Annotated in this window: 13 protein-coding genes; 5 read left to right on the top strand and 8 right to left on the bottom strand. The window is 37.5% G+C overall.

Annotation, left to right across the window (positions count from 1 at the left end):
• Positions 1 to 167: 167 nt before the first annotated feature.
• Positions 168 to 3008 carry a transporter substrate-binding domain-containing protein gene (locus AC27H3_RS16685; RefSeq protein WP_487107897.1) on the bottom strand — a complete coding sequence of 947 codons (2841 nt, stop codon included), beginning with the start codon at positions 3006 to 3008 and terminating at the stop codon, positions 168 to 170.
• A gap of 158 nt (positions 3009 to 3166) precedes the next feature.
• Here AC27H3_RS16685 and cmoA point away from each other — a divergent pair, with 158 nt between their 5' ends.
• From cmoA to AC27H3_RS16660, 5 genes are all read left to right on the top strand, one after another.
• Positions 3167 to 3901, top strand: coding sequence for a carboxy-S-adenosyl-L-methionine synthase CmoA (gene cmoA, locus AC27H3_RS16680; protein ID WP_487107896.1), 735 nt, complete (start codon positions 3167 to 3169; stop codon positions 3899 to 3901).
• A 4-nt stretch (positions 3902 to 3905) separates the two neighbouring features.
• Positions 3906 to 4871: a tRNA 5-methoxyuridine(34)/uridine 5-oxyacetic acid(34) synthase CmoB gene (cmoB, locus tag AC27H3_RS16675; protein ID WP_487107895.1), complete on the top strand. Its 966-nt coding sequence runs from the start codon at positions 3906 to 3908 to the stop codon at positions 4869 to 4871.
• 538 nt (positions 4872 to 5409) lie between these two features.
• Positions 5410 to 6756: an anti-phage deoxyguanosine triphosphatase gene (locus tag AC27H3_RS16670; protein WP_487107894.1), complete on the top strand. Its 1347-nt coding sequence runs from the start codon at positions 5410 to 5412 to the stop codon at positions 6754 to 6756.
• A gap of 67 nt (positions 6757 to 6823) precedes the next feature.
• Positions 6824 to 7873 (top strand): patatin-like phospholipase family protein, encoded by a 1050-nt coding sequence (locus AC27H3_RS16665; RefSeq protein ID WP_487107906.1) that lies wholly within the window; start codon positions 6824 to 6826, stop codon positions 7871 to 7873.
• Between the two features lie 66 nt (positions 7874 to 7939).
• Positions 7940 to 8353: a bacteriohemerythrin gene (locus tag AC27H3_RS16660; RefSeq protein WP_487107893.1), complete on the top strand. Its 414-nt coding sequence runs from the start codon at positions 7940 to 7942 to the stop codon at positions 8351 to 8353.
• Positions 8354 to 8356: 3 nt separating this feature from the next.
• On the opposite strand, the gene AC27H3_RS16655 is transcribed toward AC27H3_RS16660, so the two are convergent.
• The 7 genes from AC27H3_RS16655 to AC27H3_RS16625 form a co-directional block, all read right to left on the bottom strand.
• A complete protein-coding gene (locus tag AC27H3_RS16655; protein ID WP_487107892.1) occupies positions 8357 to 8743 on the bottom strand; it encodes a VOC family protein in 387 nt (128 codons plus the stop codon).
• A gap of 14 nt (positions 8744 to 8757) precedes the next feature.
• On the bottom strand, positions 8758 to 10578 hold the full coding sequence (locus AC27H3_RS16650; RefSeq protein WP_085306466.1) for a protein kinase domain-containing protein: 1821 nt from the start codon (positions 10576 to 10578) through the stop codon (positions 8758 to 8760).
• A gap of 490 nt (positions 10579 to 11068) precedes the next feature.
• Positions 11069 to 12646, bottom strand: coding sequence for a dihydrolipoyllysine-residue acetyltransferase (locus tag AC27H3_RS16645; RefSeq protein WP_487107891.1), 1578 nt, complete (start codon positions 12644 to 12646; stop codon positions 11069 to 11071).
• An 11-nt stretch (positions 12647 to 12657) separates the two neighbouring features.
• On the bottom strand, positions 12658 to 13635 hold the full coding sequence (locus AC27H3_RS16640; RefSeq protein WP_085306445.1) for an alpha-ketoacid dehydrogenase subunit beta: 978 nt from the start codon (positions 13633 to 13635) through the stop codon (positions 12658 to 12660).
• A complete protein-coding gene (locus tag AC27H3_RS16635; protein ID WP_487107890.1) occupies positions 13635 to 14819 on the bottom strand; it encodes a thiamine pyrophosphate-dependent dehydrogenase E1 component subunit alpha in 1185 nt (394 codons plus the stop codon). Before AC27H3_RS16635 ends, AC27H3_RS16640 begins: the two co-directional genes overlap by 1 nt.
• Before the next feature lie 396 nt (positions 14820 to 15215).
• A complete protein-coding gene (gene astE / locus AC27H3_RS16630) occupies positions 15216 to 16313 on the bottom strand; it encodes a succinylglutamate desuccinylase (RefSeq protein WP_487107905.1) in 1098 nt (365 codons plus the stop codon).
• A 537-nt stretch (positions 16314 to 16850) separates the two neighbouring features.
• Positions 16851 to 17126 carry a hypothetical protein gene (locus tag AC27H3_RS16625; RefSeq protein ID WP_487107889.1) on the bottom strand — a complete coding sequence of 92 codons (276 nt, stop codon included), beginning with the start codon at positions 17124 to 17126 and terminating at the stop codon, positions 16851 to 16853.
• Between the last annotated feature and the right edge of the window lie 442 nt (positions 17127 to 17568).

The following is a 17568-nucleotide window of genomic DNA, read 5'->3' as shown; positions in this document are numbered from 1 at the left end:
TAATTTTACCGTTACTTAATTCAATAGCAATAAGCTATATAAGACATAATAAGATAATGATGTTGGCATACACCTAAAACTTATTATGATAAAAAATTGCCGACATTATAAAGCAATGCGAGGTAAAGTCACCCGACATTGCGTCAATAGTGTGGTTATATAATGAATTAAATTTTAGTATCGCTGTTGCGATTAAAAGCATAATGGTTTTTACCTTCGCCTTTAACCTTATACATTAATGAGTCTGCAATTTTTAACAACTCATTATTAGAGTCACCATCTTCTGGGTACATTGCAATACCAATACTGCAACCAATGTTTACACTTACATTAGGTAATTGAATAGGCTGTTGGATCAGTTTTAATACTTTATCTGCGACATAGCCTGCTTCGTTTTGATTATGTAAGCCAGTTAGTAGTAAAACAAATTCATCTCCACCAAAACGCACTACCGTATCTGACTCACGCACACAACCTTTCAAGCGTGTTGCTACTTCAATGAGTAGCTCATCACCAACATCATGGCCATAAGTATCATTAATATCTTTAAAGCCGTCGAGATCAATAAATAGCACAGCCACTAAAAGCTTTTGCCGCTCATGAAAAGTAATTGCTTTATTTAATCTATCTTTTAAAAGCACACGATTAGCAAGGCCAGTGAGATCATCGTGCGTGGCCATGTATTGCATTTTTTCTTCTAATTTTTTTCTATTTTTAATTTCTTTATATAAACGACGGTTCCAAATGATAATGATAACGATAATAATGGTTATAAGTGCGCCAATCTGTAAAGCAACGCGCAATACAACACTTTTATCTAAACCTGTTTCTATTTTAATATCGAACCAATCTTCATAGATTTGTTGTCTATCGATATCTGAAAGGCTTGCAACAGCTTTGTTTAAAATGCTGACTAATGTGGGTAATGACTTATTAACCGCTAAATGATTACCATTTTTGTCAACTTCTTCTAGCACAGACATTGATAAGTTAAGTAGGCTTTCTCTTTTAAGTAACTCAGTGCCTGAGGATAAGCTATCAATAAAACCATCAACAATACCTTTTTGTATCGCTAATAAACCTTCCTCATTATCATCGACTAATCTCAAGGCAATCAGTGGAAATTTCTTCCTAATAATAGAAATTAAGTAGTAACCTTTAGCAATAGCTAATGTTTTTCCGTTAAAGTCTTCTAACGTTAACTGTTTGCCATACTCGCGAGGGTGAATAATTACCCAAGGCATGCTCCAATATGAATCAGTAAACAATACCTGTTCTTTACGCTCAGCCGTGGCAACTACACTGCCAATAGCATCAACCTCACCTGCCTGTAACGCTTGATATAGTTCATTAAAACTATCATGAACAACGTACTCTATATTTATATTTACTCGTTTGCTTAATATTTGAAATATATCAGGGTTTATACCTTTTACTTCGCCATACTTATCAATAAACTCAACCGGTACCCAATTTTTGGTTACCCCAAACTTAACGGTATTATGTTTTTTTACCCACAAGCTTTCTTCAGGCGTTAATTCTAAAGCCGTTAATTCATTATTAAAAAATCCAGAAGACTTATCTAAATGCCATTTTTTTTCTAAAGAAGCTAGATCTTCTAAAGGTAAGTTTTCAAAGCCCTCAATAATTAACTTATTCAACTCAGGGTTCACTTTATTTAACCTGGCACGAATATCACGCTTAAAAGTATAATTTTTAAATTTTGAGTAAACTGACTGTAATTTGTATTTAATTAAATAATGTTCGATCATGTCAACTTGGCCTGCTAACACGTCAAGTTCACCTCGCTCCGCAGCTGAAAGCATTGTTTGATAATCATCAAAATAAACAATAGTACTGCGGGTAACTTTATTTCCAATATCAGAGTCAAAACTGGCACTACGTACTACACCAATATTTTTATCTTCAATTTCAGATATATGCAGAACTTTATTAACATTATTAGAGAAAAACAAACCATATTTAACGCTATAAATCACAGGCCCAAGCGTGTTACTTATATTACCCTGCTCTTTGTTAATGCTGGTTATGTGAATATCTGCCATGTTTGTGTTTGTTTGATTAAACTCGGTTGAATCACCCATGACAAATTCAATTTCTAAACCACTCGACTTGGCCCACATTTGCCATAGCTCAATAAAAAAACCTTGTGCAATGCCATCACTAGAAGTGTCAGAAAATGGCATTTGGTTATTTGAATACGATAAGGTAATCACATCTTCTGTATTTTCAACTATTAACCATTTTGATTTAATGGCTGTTTTTTCTTGGTGAGAAATTTTTTCCATGCCTTGCTGTATAAAATCAAGTAAGGATTTATTCCCTTTAGCGACAGCTGCACTATAATTTCTATTTTCATAAGAAATCCTTGCAAAAGCAGGATACTGTTGGCTAAGCAATTCAAAATCAGTATGATTTTTTGATAGTTTTTCTACGCCAGCCATTATTAGAACTTCTCCTGTTAACGCAGCTTGATATAAAGCATTACGATCAGAGAAAGATTTTACCGTTAAGTTTGGGTATTTCTGTTTAAGCGTAAACTCATGACTTGAACCGTCGAAAACACCTATGGCGTAGGGGGAAAGTTGTAAAATACTTTTAATGTTTGCAATAGAGCGGTGTAAAAAAAGGTGGCTGTTTTGTCGAAAAAAAACCTCGCTAAAATCAAGTTGACTTGCTACTTCAGCGTTCTGAAATAAACCAGCATAAATATCTACCTCACCCGTTTGCACTTGCTGAATAGCTTTTTGATAACTCAAAGGAACAAACTCTACTTCAACCGCTTGCTTTTTTGCCCATAACTGCCAAACCTCAACCAACATACCATCAGCTTCGCCACTCTCATTAATAAAATGATAAGGATCAGAGGTATGATTAATCGCAATACGATAAGACTTTTTGGTATCTTGTGCACTTGCAGAAAAAGCGACCATTAAAGTTACTAATGCAATACAGGTGATAAGATGCGTTAAATATTTTTGAACCAAGTTAAACTCTCATTTTATTTTGAATTTTTACGACCCATTAACTGCCTGTAAATAGCTAATTACCCACAATATAAAAACATAAAAAGACATTGCCTTGTTTATCGTAGAATATATCAGGTAAAATACACGCTTTATAACGTTAGTATAGCCTTATTATCATGCAAGCATCCGATACCGATTTAATCTTCTCAAATAAAAAAAGTAAAATTAAAGACTTTGCATTCGACGCACAAGTGGTTGAAGTTTTTCCGGATATGATCAGTCGTTCGGTGCCGGGTTATAATACTATTATCGACACTATAGGACGACTCAGTCAACAGTATGTCACCGATAACAGCAAAGTTTATGACCTTGGTTGCTCACTAGGCGCTGCAACGATTGCTATGCGTAAAGGTATAACCGCAAAAAACTGTAACATCATAGGTATTGATAGCTCAAGTGCTATGGTTGAGCGTTGTAAAATGCATGTTAGTGCTTTTAAAGGTGAAACACCGGTAGAAATAATAGAAGAAAATATTCTCAATATTGAAATTAACAATGCTTCTATGGTGGTGCTCAATTTCACCCTACAATTTATTGCCCCTGAGCAACGACAATTATTGCTAAATAAAATAGCAAAAGGTTTAAACCCCGGTGGCTTACTACTACTATCTGAAAAAATTGCCCATCCTGATCAGGTTTGCAATGAATTACTCATAGACTTACACCACGACTTTAAACGTGCAAACGGTTACAGCGAGTTAGAAATTGCCCAAAAACGTACCGCACTCGAAAATGTTATGTTAACAGATAACTTAGATACTCACTTAAATCGTTTGAAACTTGCTGGCTTCAATCATAGTGCTCCCTGGTTTCAATGCTTTAATTTCTTTTCTTTAATCGCGATAAAATAAGCCGATGATTTCATTTAATAATTTCTATCAAAAAATTGCCAGTAATCGTTTAAGCCATTGGCTTAATACCTTGCCAGCACAACTTACTCAGTGGCGCGAACAACATTTACATGGTGAGTTTGCACAATGGCAAAAAACTATTGCCGCGTTACCTAAAACATCACCTTCTTCAATTGATATTAGCACTACAGTTAGTGCCGGTGAACGGTCAGATATAAATGACGGACAATATAAGCGTTTAGAAAATTTACTGAAAAAATTTAAACCTTGGCGCAAAGGTCCTTATCATATTCATGGCTTACATATTGATACCGAGTGGCGCTCAGACTTTAAATGGGATCGACTTGCTCCACATATAAGTGATTTACGTAATCGTTATGTTTTAGATATTGGATGCGGAAGTGGTTACCACCTGTGGCGTATGCGAGGTTCTGGTGCTGAGTTTGTGGTTGGTATTGACCCAACACAACTGTTTTTATCACAATTTCAAGCCATACAACACTTTGTGCAAGACGATAACGTTAACCTACTTCCCTTAGGCGTTGAGCAATTACCAGAGCTTAATGCTTTCGATACCGTATTTGCTATGGGGGTTTTATATCACCGTCGCTCTCCGATTGATTTTATTTACCAACTTAAAGCGCAATTAGTTAAAGGTGGTGAATTGGTGTTAGAAACACTCGTGGTTGATGGTGATGAAAATACCGTATTAGTGCCTGGTGAACGCTATGCAAAAATGCGTAATGTTTGGTTTTTACCAAGTTGTGACGCTATGTGCGCGTGGCTTGAACGTTGTGGTTTTAGTAACATACGTGTGGTAAATACCGATATAACGGCGCTCGACGAGCAACGTAAAACCGATTGGATAGATACCGAGTCATTACAAGATTTTCTTGATCCTAATGATAATAGTAAAACTATTGAAGGCTACCCCGCACCCAAACGGGCGATATTTATTGCTAATAAATAGAGGCAGGCACAAACACATTTTACCACCGAGGCACCGAGGGACTTCGTCCTGCACCGAGAAGTGCATGACTTAATAAGGTAAGAACTTACCTAGTGTTGGATTTTTTAATACCCCTCCTGATTTTCTCATTCTTGTCTCCCTGTAGTATCTAGATAAATGATTCACAGGGAGAAATGAATGAGGACTAAATGAGGTAAAACATAAGAAATAATAATCTACACATTTTACCACCGAGGCACCGAGGGACTTTGTCCTACACCGAGAAGTGCATGACCTTATATTGTAAGAGCTTGCCTCGTGTTATATTTATTTAGTCTTTACTCCTGATTTTCTCATTCTTTCCTCCCTGTAATATTTAGAAAAGTCATTCACAGGGAGAAATGAATGAGGACTAAAGGAGGTAAAATATTAGAAGTTTATCTCAAACTGTTTGCTTTCAATAAGCTAAGATTAACTTAATGGATTTTTTATTACCTTCCTCTCAAGAATAATATACTATTTGTAACGTTCGAATTATTCACTTTGAAATAGAGGTATCATGGAAAATCCTTGGCTAGAAAGACGGTTAGAGCGAGTAGCAAAAAGACATCAAGACCACCGTAGCCCATTTCAACGTGACCGAGCACGTATTCTTCACTCTGCTGCATTCCGTCGTTTGCAATCAAAAACACAAGTTATGGGCAGTGGTCAAAGCGATTTTCATCGCACCAGGTTAACTCACTCTTTAGAGGCCGCACAAATTGGCAGTGGCATTATCGCGCAAATACGCAGTAAATACCCTGAGCAAAGTGGAGCTATATTACCAAGCGACGACAGTTTAATTGAATCGTTGTGTTTAGCGCATGATATCGGACACCCGCCTTTTGGTCATGGCGGTGAAGTAGCCTTACATTATATGATGCGAGATCACGGTGGCTTTGAAGGCAATGGCCAAACATTTAGAATTGTTGCTCATTTAGAGCCATTTAGTGAACATTTTGGTATGAACTTAACCCGCCGTACTTTACTAGGATTAATAAAATACCCACAAATAATGGGTAAGTTACAGCAAGCTAGCTCTGCAAAGTTACCTGATTCTTTTCGACAACTCAAAGCTGATAAATGGCACCCACCAAAAGGTTTATATCTTGACGATATGGACATGATCGATTGGGTATTATCACCGTTAAGTCAGCAAGATAAGGCACTGTTTCAACAGTTTAAAACGAAAGACAATCATCATAGTAAAACAATTTATAAGTCTATTGATTGTTCTATGATGGAGTTAGCTGATGATATTGCCTATGGTATACATGACTTAGAAGACGCCATTGTTACCGGTGTTGTTAACCAACAAGACTTTAACCAACATGTTATTCAAAAGCTCCTCAAAGTTGACGATACTTGGTTACAAGACTACAGCAAAACACTAGCGGATAACCTTTTTAGTAACCAACGCTATATACAAAAAGAAGCTATTGGTGGCTTAGTAAACTATTTAATAACCGCCATTGAGTTAGTTGATATTAATAAAACCAAAAACGTTAATTTTGAAGAGCCACTTTTACGCTTCAATGCGGTTCACCCCATTATTGCTGCGCAAACATTGCAAATTTTCAAAGACTTTGTTTATCAATTTGTGATTAAGCAAACGTCAATTCAGCAATTAGAATATCGCGGCCAACAAATAGTCATGGAGCTATTTGAAGCACTTGCTTCTGATCCTGAGCGTTTACTACCTAAAAGCACAGTAAAAAGATGGCAACAAGCACAAGAGAACAATCAGAATCAACATCGCGTTATTGCTGACTATGTTGCGGGCATGACCGACGAATATGCGACCAGACTTTACCAAACCTTATTTTTACCCATTGGACAAACCGGTTTTGGTAAGCACGACTATTAAATTATAAACATTATGCCTGTGCATACATTATTTCAATAAATAGAGACGTTATCTAACTATGGCTAAAATGCTAGATATATATTGTGGCAGCAATGCCTTAAAAACAATTAAAGAACATGGTATTAAACAAGAACTTTTTAGCACTATGCTAGGCGCCAGTGGCGGACCAAAATGGTTTAGCTTATTTGGTTTAGACAAATACCTTTTTGGTGAGTTTTTTAAAGATCGTAGTACTGAATTAAACTTAGTTGGCTCTTCAGCAGGTGCTTTTCGATTTGCAGCCCTAAGCCAAAAAGATCCAGTAAGCGCTATTACACGTTTAGCAACGTTATACGCCGAAACAACTTATTCTGTTAAAGCTAATAAAAATGAAATTACCGCAAAGGCTAGAACATTACTGCAAGGTGTTTTAGGCGATAATGGCAGCAATGAAATTATTAACAACCCAATTTTTAAGGCTCATTTTATCGTTGCAAAGTGTCGGGGTTTAACCACATTAGAGCAAAAAATCCCATTACTTTTAGGCTTAGTTTCCAGTATGGCAATGAATCAAGTTAATCGAGGTTTGTTAGCTAGACAATATCAACGTTTTATTTATCATCACCCGACAAGCCAACTAACCATTAGCGATAACTTTAAATTTAACACTCAACACAGAGCATTAAATAATGACAACCTGATCGATAGCTTACTTGCTTCTGGCTCGATACCTGTGGTGATGGAAGGTATTAAAGATATTATTGGCTCACCAAAAGGTATGTACCGTGATGGTGGAATTATTGATTATCATTTTGATGTTGATATAAAACCGGCTTCTGGCTTAACACTTTACCCGCACTTTTCGCCAACGCCTAAAGCGGGTTGGTTTGACAAAAATTTAGCCCGTAAAGTGAATAGTCAATATTACGCAAATACGGTCATGCTAGTTCCTTCGCCAGAGTTTATTGCCCGTTTACCTTTTTCAAAAATACCTGATCGCAATGATTTTACAAATTTAGATGCTCAATCAAGATTAAAGTATTGGCGAACCGTTTTAGCTGAATCAGAATGTTTAGCTGATGAATTTTCAAAAATATTAGTATCACCAGATATCAATGCCATTAAACTTATCGATTAAAATAATTGGCAAAATGTCAGTCATTGAGCGATAACTAATTATGACCTCAAATAAATCAGGGATGATATGACAAAAAGTAATTTAATCGTTTGGGATGAAGCTAGTTTTGAAGTAGGCATTGAGGACATTGATAACCAACATCGAAAACTAGTAGGTTATGTCAATAACTTATCCCTCGCGGTAAATAGTCATTTAGAGGAAAGTCATCTTTCAGCTTTATTTATGGAGCTTTATAATTACATAAAGCTCCATTTTAAAACCGAAGAAATTTATTTTTGTACACTCAATAGTGACGATTGTTTATTGCACGAGCTACAACATAAACATTTCATTGAAGAGCTAGATAGAATAATCGCTTTGAATGAATTCAAAAAAAATGCACGCGAAGTATTATTCTCTCTTACCGACTGGCTTGTTCATCATATTCAAGTAGAAGACAAAAAATTTATCACACAAAATCAACATCAAAGCCTTATATAGCACTTAATCTGATATAATTTTTTGATAAATTGCACAGGCCGCACCTGCGGGATCTTTTATCACCGCGTATTTGTCACTACCCATTGATTTTATTTCAGTTACCAACGTACCACCATTTGCTTCTACAGCCGCAACAGAAGCATGGATATCAGCGACTAAAAAGTAAGGTAACCATGAAGGCGGCAAATCTTTATTTACACCTTGTGCATGGCAAACGCCAGCTACAGCTTCACTATTAATTGGCTCAAGCATGGCATAATCATCATATTCTCCCATGGAAATATTTTCGCTTTTCCAGCCAATAACATCTTCATAAAATGACTTTACCTCTGTTGCATTAGTTACCGACAAATCAAGCCATGCCATAGTACCTATTTTATTATCAGTCATTATTAATTCTCCATTTATTGTTTTGGGTTTCGTGGATAGAAATGTTCAGGTAAGCAATTTATATGTTCAAAAAATCGTGTGTCTTTATAAGGCAGTTTCATAAAACCAGAAATTCCACTACCGGTAATAGTAGGAAGTAACTGCAAAATTTCAGTTAAACACTGATTAAACTCAGTTTCTTTATCGTGGTTTAATAACATTAAGTAACTGTGAATTTTTAAATGTCGAGGCAGCACCTCAAAAATTATACAACCCGTATGATGGATCTGATTTAAGCGAGCTAACACCGCCATAATTTCTTCAGGCAAATAGAGGTATTCGTCTGGATCTACACCATCTTCAAAATAAGAATGTAGCTTTGTTATATCGTCGATAACCGCAACATCACTTACATCATAAGGAATTTTTTGGGTTGAACTTGCTTGAAATGGCTCTTCTTCATTCACTCGTTCAATATGTAACGTTTTGCGAGCATTGAACAGACAACTTTTAAAAACCCCAACTCTAAATATACCTTGAGCTAGCCGTATCATATTATTCACAGCACTTTGAAAAGAGGTTTTTAAGCTCGGATCAAAAAGCGATAAGTTTGAGTCAATATGTACACCATTTTTTTCCCAACGTACCGCTAAGCCGCCTACTACAGGAAAGTTAGCTAAGCGGCTTACCGCAGCAATAAATGCTTTTTCAGTATCGCCCATCCCCATAAGGTAATTTTTATAATACTTTTCTAATTGTACATCGTCTATTTCATTTAATTCGTCTAAATCTGAAGACTCACGTAAAAATGATTTTCGAGAGCCATAAACCACAGTATCCATATCTTTTTGGTAAGTCTTACACCAAACAGGCACTAAAGGTTTAATTACCACAGGTAGAGGCGGCTCGGCCATTACTGTATTTTTCAGAAGTGATAAATGCTTAAAGAAATAATCGCCTGCTTTATTACGGGTTCGCCTATCTTTACTAAGCATGCCGGTCAATATTTCAGCCAATAATTTAGGTAAACCTAATGACAAAGGGGTTATTACCGCACTACCATAGCGACATGACTGACCCGAGGCTAACGCATATATAGTCGCTGCAAACCCTTGTTCATCAAAACGAGGTGACGACATTTCACCGCTAATTTGCTCATCACCAATAAAATAAACATCACCTAAGCGTGCATTGCTGTTTTGTAGATCACTGCTCATTAAATCCATAATGTTATTTGCAGTAGATTGGCCGCGAATATCAAGCTGTGCTGGTACGGCAGATCCCCAATCAACTAAATATACTTTTTCAGTTATCGGGTCAAAAACTACATTTGAAGGCTTGATATCACCATGAACATAAGGCCGACCTAAATCATGCTGACGAATATCGCGTAAATACATTAAAATTTCAGCCAGCTGTATAGCAATTTTAACCACAAGTTCACTCGCTAAAGGGCCTTGTCGATATGAGAGTTGCTCTAAATCTATACCTGGCGCTCGTTCCATATGAACAATGGATTGCCGCTTAATTTTATAATAACCAATGATTTTGGGGATGCGTTCATGAGAAAGCTGTCGTTGAATTTCGGCTTCTTCGGCTAATCGGTCTTGAACATGTTGTGGTAAGTTAATGCGAGAAAACTTAAATACTTGTGACTGCCCTTGCTCGTCTTCACCGCCAAAAACAAAGCCATAAGCGCCTTTACCTATCAAAGCTATATTTTGATACCCTAGCAAAGTTAATTGTTGGCGACATAACTCAACCCATTGCTTTAATTTGGTTGCGTCTTCATGATTTAATAGATAAATCGATTGATCTTCAGCAATATAAAAATGCTGTAGTTTTTTTTCCGCCACTAAACGTCCTTCACTGCTGAAAATATGGGTTAGATCCAATAGAGATATTGCACCTATATTAAGGTTTATCTTAGCTTATTTAAAAAGCGCGATAAAGTTTACACTGTTATCTGCCGCTTATTTCCTGTTTATTATCAGGCAGTAATCACTTTGTCACAACTTTGTCATAAAACTGCCATATAAGCTTGCTAATCTTTTATTGTTAGCAAATGTTCCCTCGTTGCTTTTGTTAGCTAATTTAGCGTAGTACTTTGCCCTAATTCAGTTATATTCAATTGAATTAGGGTTTTTTATTATCTGAAATGCATAATATATTTTAACACTTGCCTGCTTGCCCATCTTGAATAACCTGAAATCAGGATAAGCAGCACTTGTTCAATGCTCCCTTTCAACTCATTATCAAGTGTTCAGGTTAAATAAGTATTTAAACAACTAGACATAAAAAAGCCTGCATATTGCAGGCTTTAAAATTTAATTGCGTGAGCAAAGCTTACGCCATATGTACTAGCATATTACTTGGCTCTTCAAGGAAAGACTTCCACAAGTTACAAAAACGAGCAATGGTGCCGCCGTCTATTGTACGGTGATCGCCAGACCAACTTACTTGCATTATTGAACGAGCTTCAACTTCGCCTTTATCATTAAAGCGTGGTAATTTTTGTAACTTACCTAAAGCAACAATGGCAGACTCAGGCTTATTGATAATAGGTGTTGCCACCGTACCGCCAATAGCACCGATATTTGAAATAGTAATAGTACCGCCTTTTAAATCAGCAGCTGGCACTCTACCTGATCGTGCATCATTGGTTAAGCGAGTAATATCAGCGGCTAAATCTAAAATAGACTTTGTTTGAACCTGTTTAACATTAGGGACTAACAAGCCTACTTTTGAGTCAACAGCCATACCAATATTATGATCATCAAAATATGTTAATTCCGTGCAATCTTCGTTGACTTGCGTATTCACTAGCGGGAACTGTTTCAGGGCTAACGACATAGCTTTCATGAAAAATGGCATCATGGTTAATTTGATATCTTGCTTGGCGTAAACTTCTTTTAATTCACCACGCAATTTGATCAAATTAGTCATATCGATTTCTTCACAGTAGGTAAAGTGAGGAATAGTTGATACAGAATTAACCATAGCTTTAGCCATTACCGCTTTTATACCGCGAATAGGCTCAACACGCATACCACCAACAATACTGGCAGCTGCTGGTGCAACAGCAACATCAGATACTGCAGGAGCCTGGTTAAACGCTAAAACATCATCTTTATATACTCGACCTTTTTTACCACTGCCGGGTACATGATGAATATTTACATTTAACTCACGAGCAACACGACGAACTGCAGGGCTAGCTATCGCTTTCTCATTAACAACTTTTGTTGCTGTGGCTTGCTCTTTTGCAACTGCAGCTTTAGGTGGAACGTTTACAGGTGGAGCTTTTGGTGCTTCAACAGTCGCCACTGCAACTTCAGGAACCGCAGCTTGGCTATTTCCAGCAATTTCAATCGCAAACAATGGTGCGTGTACTTTAGCAATTTCACCTTTAGCATAATAAAGCTTAACCACTTTACCTTTATGCATAGCCGGAATTTGTACTAAGGCTTTATCGGTCATAACGTCAGCTATAGGTTGATCTTCTTCAATCAAATCACCTTCAGCGACTAGCCATTCAACTAACTCACACTCAACAATACCTTCACCTATATCGGGTAAAATAAAGTCTTCAACTTGTGTGCCTGAAACAGCTGCAGGTACCGCAGGAATTTCAGCAACAACTTCTGCAACTATTGGCTGTTCAGTATTGGGTGTTTCTGCGCTACCTTCTGGTGTCATAGCAAATAAAGGTTGGTGAACTTTCGCTATTTCACCTTTGGCGTAGTAAAGTTTATCAACTACACCTGAGTGCATTGCAGGAATTTGAACCAAGGCTTTGTCGGTCATCACGTCAGCCACAGGCTGATCTTCTACAATAACATCGCCTTCTGCTACTAGCCATTCAACCAGTTCACATTCAACGATACCTTCGCCAATATCTGGCAGTATAAAATCAATGCTCATGCTAATAAATCCTAGTAAGTCATACTGTTTTTAATTGCTTCATAGATCTTTAAATGATCAGCAGCATATTCTTTTTCAAGCGCTAGTGGATAAGGTGTATCCATGCCACATACTCGGGCAATTGGCGCTTCTAAGTGCAAGAAACATTCTTGTTGAATAGTCGCCGCAATTTCACTGGCAAAACCAGCGGTTAATGGCGCTTCTTGACTAACTACAAAACGACCTGTTTTAGTAACAGAGTTCGCTACGGTTTCAATATCCCATGGCAAAATAGTACGTAAATCGATAATTTCACAAGAAATGCCATCAGCAGCAGCTAAAGCAGCAGCTTTTTCAACGATTTCAACTTGTGCACCCCAAGCTAATAAAGTGATATCAGACCCTTGTTGCACAACGTCTGCTTTACCTAATGGTAATTCGTAGTCTTCTTCTGGTACTTCGCCAACCGATGCACGGTACAAACGTTTTGGCTCAAAAAATATTACGGGATTATCGTCGCGAATAGACGCTAACAACAAACCTTTTGCTTGGTATGGGTTACGAGGTACAACAACTTTTAAACCCGGCGTATGAGCAAAGTAAGCTTCTGGTGATTGGCTATGATATAAACCACCGGCAATACCACCGCCGTATGGCGTACGAATCGTTAATTTACCCACATTAAACTCATTACCACTTCGGTAACGAAATTTAGCTGACTCATTCACAATTTGATCAAAGGCAGGAAAAATATAATCAGCAAATTGAATTTCAGCAATCGCTGTACTGCCCTGAGCCGCCAAACCATTAGCAAAACCAATAACACCTTGTTCAACTAAAGGCGTATTAAAACAACGGCTTTTGCCATATTTTTCTTGTAAACCACTCGTTGCACGAAAAACGCCACCAAAGTGACCAACATCTTCACCAAAACAAACCGCGCGATCATCTTCTGCCATCACGGTATCAAGCGCGCCATTAATCGCTTGTAATAAATTCATTTGCGCCATTACTTAATTCTCCCTGCAGTAAACGGGTAAGATTTTGGATGTTTTTTAATATGAACGATAAGGTCATCGAACTGACGTTGTAACAAAGGAGGTACTTTGTCATAAACATCGGTAATTAAGTCTTCTACTGGTGGTTTATCAATTTTTTCAGCCACTTTAACCGCTGCTAAAACTTCATCACGTAGTTTTTCAAATAACGCTGTTTCTTGTGCTTCATCCCACCAACCTTGAGCTAGCATCCAGTTCTTCATGCGAAGAATAGGGTCATGCTCTTGCCATTTAGCTTCTTCTTCACGAGTTCTATAACCTGAAGGGTCATCAGAAGTTGAATGAGCGCCTAAACGATAAGACATAGCTTCAATTAATACTGGCTTGCCTTCTTTTATGGCATATTCACGAGCCAATTGCACCGCAGAAATAACCGCTAAAATATCATTACCATCGATACGTAAGGTTTTCATACCGTAACCAACACCGCGGGAAGCAATGCCATTACCTACGTATTGTTCATCTGAAGGAGTTGAAATGGCATAACCGTTATTACGACAGAAGAAAATAACCGGTGCTTGATGCACAGCAGCCATGTTTAAACCGGCATGAAAGTCGCCTTCAGAGGCTGCACCTTCACCGAAATAACAAATGGTTACTGCGTCTAAACCTTGCAGCTTTTGACCATAAGCATAACCAGCCGCTTGTGGAATTTGCGTGCCTAAAGGCGACGATATCGTCATGTAGTTCAATGCATTACTACCGTAATGGATTGGCATTTGACGACCTTTACCTAAATCTTTTTCATTACTGAACATTTGGTTCATAAAGTTTTCAAGGCTAAAACCTCGAAACATTAATGCGCCTTGCTCACGATACTGCGCCATGATCATATCTTGATCTTTAAGGCCAGCAGCACCACCAACACTAGCAGCTTCTTCGCCAAGTGCAGCCATATAAAAACTGATTCGACCTTGGCGTTGTGCCGCTACCATACGTTCATCTAGTACACGATGAAATGCGAGAGTTTTATAGGTTTTGGTAGCAAGCTCTTGATCAATATTTGGCATAGCAGCATTTTCGTAAATGCTACCATCTTGTTTCAATATCTTAAGGATTGGTATTTCAACTGAATGACCGTCAATAAAAGCGGGTTCATGTACGACCGGGCTTTCGCTATATATGTCAGTGTTCATAGCCTTCTCTTTTTTTAGTAACCTTGGATACAAGGTGACATGCATACGCAATAATTGTTAACTACTGAAAGTATAGAAGCTTTCAGTACAAGATGAATATTTATGTCGTTGTTATGAATTGTTGGTTGTAATAATCGCATGCACTTTACCTTTACGTAAACTGAAAAACAAGTTTAGTGATCAATGTTGGTGCTTTTATTTAGTGCACAACGAGCATATTTGTTTACAGCTGCATACCCCGCAACACAGCAGACCAGTTGCGTAGTTATGCAATAAAATAATGTAGCGCTTAACGTGATTAATACCCACCAACAAACAACCTGCGCTATATTAATACTTTACGCGCAGGTGCCGTGTTTTATTGCAATTTATGTCGCTGTAGAAAGGTTAGTAATATTAATCTAAAACTGTTGGAGTTACGGTTAACATTGCACGCTGACCAATAGCAACATTAGCATTAGGAAAAATAATAGCTTCGCCATCTTGTTGGGTTTTTACTTCCACATCACCGTCAATTGCTAACACGTGACCTTTTGCAAAGTCTGTAAAGTTTTCAACATCGTCGGCAAAAGTTAATGAAAAGTTTTCATGATGGCGATCAATAACTTGTGATATTTCATATAGGTTGAAGTCGCTCGCTTGATAAGGCGTTAATTCAAGATCTTGGCCTGAAACAAACTTTGTTAAAGTTTCTCTAACTTGTACGAATTGGCTCATATCATTTTCACCGAATGGGCGAACTTTACCAAGCTCAACAGTAAAAGCATCGGCACCAAACTCATTCGATGAGAAATAACTAAAGGTTGTGGTTGGCGAGTGCGACAATAACACCGTGCTTACACCACAAGCATTGAGAAACGCTAATTGGCTTTTTTTACGTGGTGCCCCGTGTAAAAAAGGATACACCGCAAACTTATCGCATTTAGAGCCACGTATTGCGGTATGTAAGTCGTAATGACTACGTTGGCGTTCTTTACCACTTGCAGCAACTAACTTACTCCCTGCTTCAAAGAAATCTCGCACAGTGTTTTCTAGTAACAAAGCACGATGACGTTCTTTATTGATTAAACCAGCGCCTTGACCTTGATCTTGAGAATGTCCGCCTGAAAATAAACGATTCATGTTTTCTTCAACAAAACGCTCGGCAATATTCATTGATGCCGGGTTGCCAAAAATAAATAATACCCGCTCGGCCAAAGCTAATTCTCCGCGGATCAACTGGCCAATAATATCGTTACAAATTTCAATCGGTGCTGTTTCATTACCATGCACCGCACTCGATAAAACAATATCGTGAACGCTAGTGCGATTAATGGGTTCAAAAGTAATTAATCCCGTTTCTAATACGGTTACTAAACTGTTAGTTTTTGATGCTTGATGTGTTACTTCAAAACTAAAACCGCCAGCAGGTAACGACCACTCATTGGCACGCGTCATCGAGAGAAAATCGCCAGTTTTTTGTAACGCTGTAGAAGAAGCAGTTGTTGTATTAATTAAATCGTTCACTAAGTTTCACCCATTAAAATAGTCGAATTTATTTAAGCTCTGCTATTCAATCTCGCTAGCAGCTATTATTTATTGGACAGTATTGTACTTGAATTACTTGTAGGAGTCTTTTGATTACCCGTTACTCAACCTTTACTCAGTGTAAACTATCGAATTAAAATACTCGCTTGTTCAAATAGTCACCAACTTGTAAATTCTGTCAAAATGTTTAATAACAACAAGCTAAAATGAAAGTTAACAAAGGAGTATCATACTTTAGTTCGGCTCGTGAAGGTTGCTATGATTAGAGTATTTGGCTGTAAAGACGTTTTATTTTGAATTTGTACACATTATTATTCACAAATGTCTTATGGCTTAAATTAGCCAAAAGCGGTCAATAGCTTTTGTAAACTCAAAACATATTAGGGGGAAATTGTAACTGGAAATCACTGTATGTTTCATGGACTGATGTAAATTCATAGCGGCCAATTTTTTTCAGCACAGAACGCTCTAAGTTTTACAAGTTGTCCACCTCAGGGCGTGTTGTTATGTACACGGCTCACTTTTTTCATCATTAACGGTTCTAGTGAACATGCCACCAAGAAGATTTAAAACTCCTTCAAAAAAATCTGAATTTTGGTTGTTTCTAACAATATTGCCATGAATATCACTTTTGCCTTTATTTTCATGTCGTTCAATCGTATTACCTGCGGAGCCTTCAATAAAATCACAGGCAACATGTGCTGATTTAGTTGTGGAACAGGCGCTTAATAAAAGCAATAAAGATATAGTCATTACTTTCATCGTGATTTTAAAGGGCATACAAACTCCATGTGTACATAACAATTTAGTATTTATGCAGCACGTAGTTTGTGTTACATAATCGCTTGTTGGACTGAGGCGATACCTGCTCGGTATATCAGCGTTAGTATCATTTATGCTATGGGGGAATTTGCTTTTTTGAACTAGACCGCTATAAGCCTAATTTAATTAGGTCACTTGGCTTTCTTGCGTCATCCCTGCATGCTCAGCGTTTTATTTTGTCTCCATTACACCTAATTTCGCTCGATTAATCAATCATCTTTTATTGACACGCAGCATTACCTACCTGAGCAGTTAAGCAGGTTCCCTATTAAGGGTTCCCTATTAAGCCACCCATAATAACTTGTTCATATTTTTCTGAGTAAACTACACTTAGTTCACAACTTTAAATGTGGTGTTTATTATGCCTAAACCTCGTTCTCAACAAATCAGTTTAACCGAA

Source organism: Colwellia sp. NW0002-52-1 (assembly GCF_057550865.1).
Note: the sequence above shows the minus strand (reverse complement) of the source record. Positions and strands in the feature narration are given on the sequence as shown.